Source organism: Vibrio sp. 10N.222.46.A1 (assembly GCF_041473595.1).
Classification (GTDB): Bacteria; Pseudomonadota; Gammaproteobacteria; order Enterobacterales; family Vibrionaceae; genus Vibrio; species Vibrio tasmaniensis_A.
The window spans coordinates 1-4,516 of the sequence record NZ_JBFRSN010001176.1 but is presented as its reverse complement, the minus strand read 5'-3'; the positions used below and the strand labels follow the sequence as shown (position 1 = coordinate 4,516).

General features: G+C 44.4%; 3 protein-coding genes and 1 pseudogene. 3 read left to right on the top strand and 1 reads right to left on the bottom strand.

Going from position 1 to position 4,516, the window contains the following annotated elements; all coding sequences use genetic code 11:
* Nucleotides 1-198 precede the first annotated feature (198 nt).
* Nucleotides 199-897, top strand: a complete 699-nt coding sequence (locus tag AB4496_RS25010) for a TIGR01621 family pseudouridine synthase (RefSeq protein ID WP_102257848.1) — start codon at nt 199-201, stop codon at nt 895-897.
* An 8-nt stretch (nt 898-905) separates the two neighbouring features.
* Entirely contained in the window at nt 906-1,859 is a 954-nt protein-coding gene (locus AB4496_RS25005; protein ID WP_009848763.1) for a class I SAM-dependent methyltransferase, read from the top strand.
* A gap of 83 nt (nt 1,860-1,942) precedes the next feature.
* Here the strand turns inward: AB4496_RS25005 and AB4496_RS25000 are convergent, their stop codons facing one another.
* Nucleotides 1,943-3,262 (bottom strand): dicarboxylate/amino acid:cation symporter, encoded by a 1,320-nt coding sequence (locus AB4496_RS25000; protein ID WP_012604345.1) that lies wholly within the window; start codon nt 3,260-3,262, stop codon nt 1,943-1,945.
* A gap of 410 nt (nt 3,263-3,672) precedes the next feature.
* Between AB4496_RS25000 and AB4496_RS24995 the strand changes: the two are divergent.
* Nucleotides 3,673-4,516: pseudogene (locus AB4496_RS24995) on the top strand (nodulation protein NfeD); the annotation flags it as partial.

The following is a 4,516-nucleotide window of genomic DNA, read 5'->3' as shown; positions in this document are numbered from 1 at the left end:
AGCTTAGAGCTTAGAGCTGGATCATAAGTCTAGAACATAAGCTTAGAGCGAATTGATTAAAGACTTCCCAGTGAAAGTTGCCTATTGAAACATAAGCCCAACGATTCAATGTTTATTGAACTCGTTGGGCTTTTTCGTAGCTGGAATCTGGATTCAGACACGGTATACTCCACGTTCTACAATGGAGCTAGCCTTTACATGTTCGACATTCTTCTGAATCACTCTGATTTTTTACTTATAAACAAACATCCAGGCGTCAGCGTCCATAAAGACGATGGTGATACGATGTTATTGCAAGAAGTTGCTAAGGCAATCAATGAGCCGAAGCTATATTTAGTCCATCGTCTCGATAAAATGACGTCAGGAATTCTACTGCTGGCAAAAAATACCCCGGCAGCGAGTGAGCTTTCACAGTTGTTTGCAAAGCGTGAAGTAGAGAAGTACTACCTTGCGATAGGCTCCAAGAAGCCGAAGAAAAAGCAGGGGCTGATCTCAGGAGATATGGAGCGTTCACGACGCTCAAGCTGGAAGCTGCTGACAACCAAAGAAAACCCAGCGATTACCCAATTTTTATCTGCAACGGCTGAACCCGGTGAGCGTCTACTTTTATGTAAACCCTATACGGGGCGAACTCATCAGATCCGTGTCGCGATGAAGTCCATTGGCTCGGCTATTGTTGGTGATCCTATTTACAATCCATCGAACGAGGCTGACAGAGGCTATCTGCATGCCTTCGCGATTCGATTTACCTATCAATCACAAGCCTACGAATGTGTCTGCGATCCAAGAAACCTCGACTCTTTGGGGGAGAAATGGCATCAAGAGATCGTGTCTAATGGTTTAGACAGTTGGCTTGAACCTTGGTCATTAACGTGGCCAAAGCTAAACACTAAGTGAGTGAAATAATGGAAGCATCAGCTTTACCTCTGTTTTTTAGTCATATTGAACAGCAATTGAATGAAGTGCCGAATGAACTACGTCGTATTTTTCACGGGCGTGGCAAGTTTTGGCCCGGCCTAGATCAACTCACTTGTGATTGGGTTGATGGACAGTTATTGGTTAACGTGTTTAAAGAAGTGGACCAAGCGTTCTTATCATCTCTAAAGACTGGATTGGTCGACCTCACTAACAAAGATATCTGGCAAGTAAAACAGGGCACAAGCATTGTGCTGCAACACCGTTATGCTGATGGCGCGCCCTCTGAAGTGTTGTGGGGTCAATTGAACGACTCACCAGTCGTGGTTGAACATGGGCTTAAGTACCAACTAGACATTGGCCGCAATCAGAACTTCGGTCTGTTCCTAGACATGCGTAATGGCCGTCAGTGGGTACAAGATAATGCTAAGGATAAGAACGTTCTTAACCTGTTCGCATACACTTGTGGTTTCTCTGTGGCGGCGATTGCGGGTGGCGCTCGACAATGTATGAACGTAGACATGTCTCGCGGATCACTGAACAAAGGCCGTGATAACCACCGCTTGAATGAGCATGATATGCGCTCGGTGAACTTCCTTGGCTACGATATCTTTAAGTCGTGGGGAAAAATCAAGAAGGGTGGCCCATATGAGCTGGTTATTATCGATCCGCCTTCGTTCCAAAAAGGCAGCTTTGCACTTACTAAAGACTACAAAAAGATCTTACGTCGTTTGCCTGAGCTTCTAACCGAAGGTGGTGAAGTGATTGCTTGTGTTAACTCACCAGCAGTGTCACCAAACTTCTTGATTGAGACGATGGCAGAAGAAGCGCCAAGTGTTGAGTTTATCGAGCGTTTAGATAATCCACCTGAATTTGTCGATGTCGACCTCGATTCAAGTTTGAAAGTCCTGAGATTTAAAATTAACGTTTCTGAAGACGCTTAATTTAGAGTAAACAAATATCAACGTTTGAAAGTAAAAAAGCCACTCAAATGAGTGGCTTTTTGGTCTTTAGGTTTCTAAGAAGTTTAAGCTTGTTGTTTCTCTAGCTCAGCTTCTTTCACTTCGTCTTTGATTAGAGAATCAACGATTACCGCACATGCTGCATCACCAGTGATGTTAAGGGCAGTACGGATCATGTCGAAGATACGGTCTAGAGCGAACAACAGAGGTAGACCTTCGATAGGGATACCAGCTGCTAGAAGAACCGCAACCACTAGGAAAGAAGGACCTGGAACACCAGCTTGACCAACTGCGCCTAGCGTAGACGTTACGATGATAGCAACGTAAGCGCCCATAGAAAGGTCGATGTTGAACAGCTGTGCGAAGAAGATAGCAACTAGGCCGTAGTAAATTGCATTACCAGACATGTTGATCGTCGCACCAAGTGGCAGAACGAATGAAGCCGTAGAGTTGCGAACGCCAAGTTCTTTCTCTACCGTTTCCATTGTTACTGGTAGTGTCGCCATTGAAGATGCTGTTGATAGTGCAACCGCTTGAGGCTTCTTCATTGCCACTAGGAACTTCTTAGCTGAAGTCTTAGTGAAGATTTGAATCATCAGTGGGTAAGCAACAAAGCCGAAGATAAGAATCGCAGCGATGTAAACAATGAACAGCTTGAACACGACCATAAGCGCGCCAAAGCCAAACGTACCTACTGCTTCAGCCATTAGGCCGAATACGCCAAGTGGTGCAATGATCATAACTTTGTTGATCATCCATACCATAGCGTCAACGATAGCATTTACACCGTTGATGATAGGGTCACGTTTCTCTTTTGCTTGTTTAGAAATCGCAATACCAAAGAATAAGCAGAAAACGAGAATTTGCAGAATGTTTGCTTCATTCAGTGATTGGAAAACGTTGGTAGGGATCATGCCAGTGATGGTTGCCCAGAACGTTGGAAGTTCGCCTTTCGCAGCGTATTCTGAAGAGAACATGCCTTCAACGCCAGAAACATCGATACCACGCCCCGGTTCGAACACTTCACCCATTACAAGCGCTAGTGCTACAGCAAGTGCAGACGTTAGTGCAAAGTAACCCAGTGTTGTTACACCGACTTTACCAGCCGATGAGCTATTACCTAGACCTGCAGCACCTGAAATTAGGGCAACCGCGACTAGAGGAATAACCAGCATCTTGATCAAATTGATGAAGATAGCACCCAGTGGAGCGAACATAGTTGCGCTGTCACCCATCATCGCGCCGACTGCGGTACCGATGATCATTGCAATAACGACTTGAATGCCAATATTGCTTAGTAAACTCTTTTCTTTTAACACTTCCATAACCTCTGTGCTACTAAATATAAAAATCCCAGAATTACTCACCAATGAACGATGTGCCATTGGATAAATATTTCGCGAAGAGTTTTACACGTATCCTTTACATTTATCAATATGAGCAGAGGTGAAAGTCTCTTAAAAACAGCAGGTGAATCGCTATTAGATGTTTTTTCATACCAAAGCAAACGTTTGCTTTGGTTTTTCGTTGTTCGGTTATTTGTAAGATTTATAAAAGTGTTTTTATTGATCGCTTTGTGAATGGATTGTGCTTCGCGTCGCTTGCTTACTTTTGTTAACATTTAATCAATATCTTTAAGTTTTTTCTATACAGATTAATCTGGCTGAAAATGATAAAGCTTGTTGTGGGAAATTTAGCCTGAACTATGCTTAAGGTATCTATTTATTACCAAGATGTTACCTCTGCGCTTTAAATAAAACGTCTATCTAGCATCTCAGTTGTAAGGAGAGGGGCTATGACTTTTATATTAAAGTACTTGTTTGCGTTTCTTCTGTTGTTCAGCTCTGTGTTCGCTCAGGCCGATGATGTTTGGGTGATTGAGGTGAACGGAGGGATAGGTCCGGCGACCAGTGATTACCTCACTAGAGAAATAGAACAAGCTCACGATGAGCAAGCAAAACTCATCATTTTGAAAATGAATACGCCTGGCGGGTTAGATTCGTCGATGCGTGACATTATTCGATCCATCACCACATCACCGATTCCTGTCGCTACTTGGGTTGGCCCTGCGGGTTCGCGAGCAGCGAGCGCCGGAACCTATATTTTACTTGCCAGCCACGTTGCTTCCATGGCGCCCGGAACTAATCTAGGTGCAGCAACCCCAGTGTCTCTTGGCGGTGGCAAAACGCCGACTAATCCCTTGTCGCCTCAAGGTGATGCCAATAAAGACGACAACACTTCTGCGAGTGAGCAAGACGCAACCAAACAAGAGAATTCAGATCAAGTAAAAGCCACCACTGCGATGGAGAAGAAAGTCATCAATGATGCTGCTGCCTACATCGTCAGTTTGGCTAAGCTGCACAAACGTAACGAAGAATGGGCAGAAAAAGCGGTAAGAGAGGCAGCCAGCTTGGATTCTGAGAATGCACTGACTCTTAACGTGATTGATTTTATTGCCAGCGATCTTCAGCAATTGGTTGAACTGAGCAACGGACGCACCATCACCATCAACGGTGTCAGTCAGGAAGTCCAACTTAGTGATGTTGCTTTTGTCGAGCGAGAACAAGACTGGCGCTTTAGTTTGCTGTCAGTGATCACGAACCCGAACGTTGCATATATTTTGATGCTGATTGGTATCT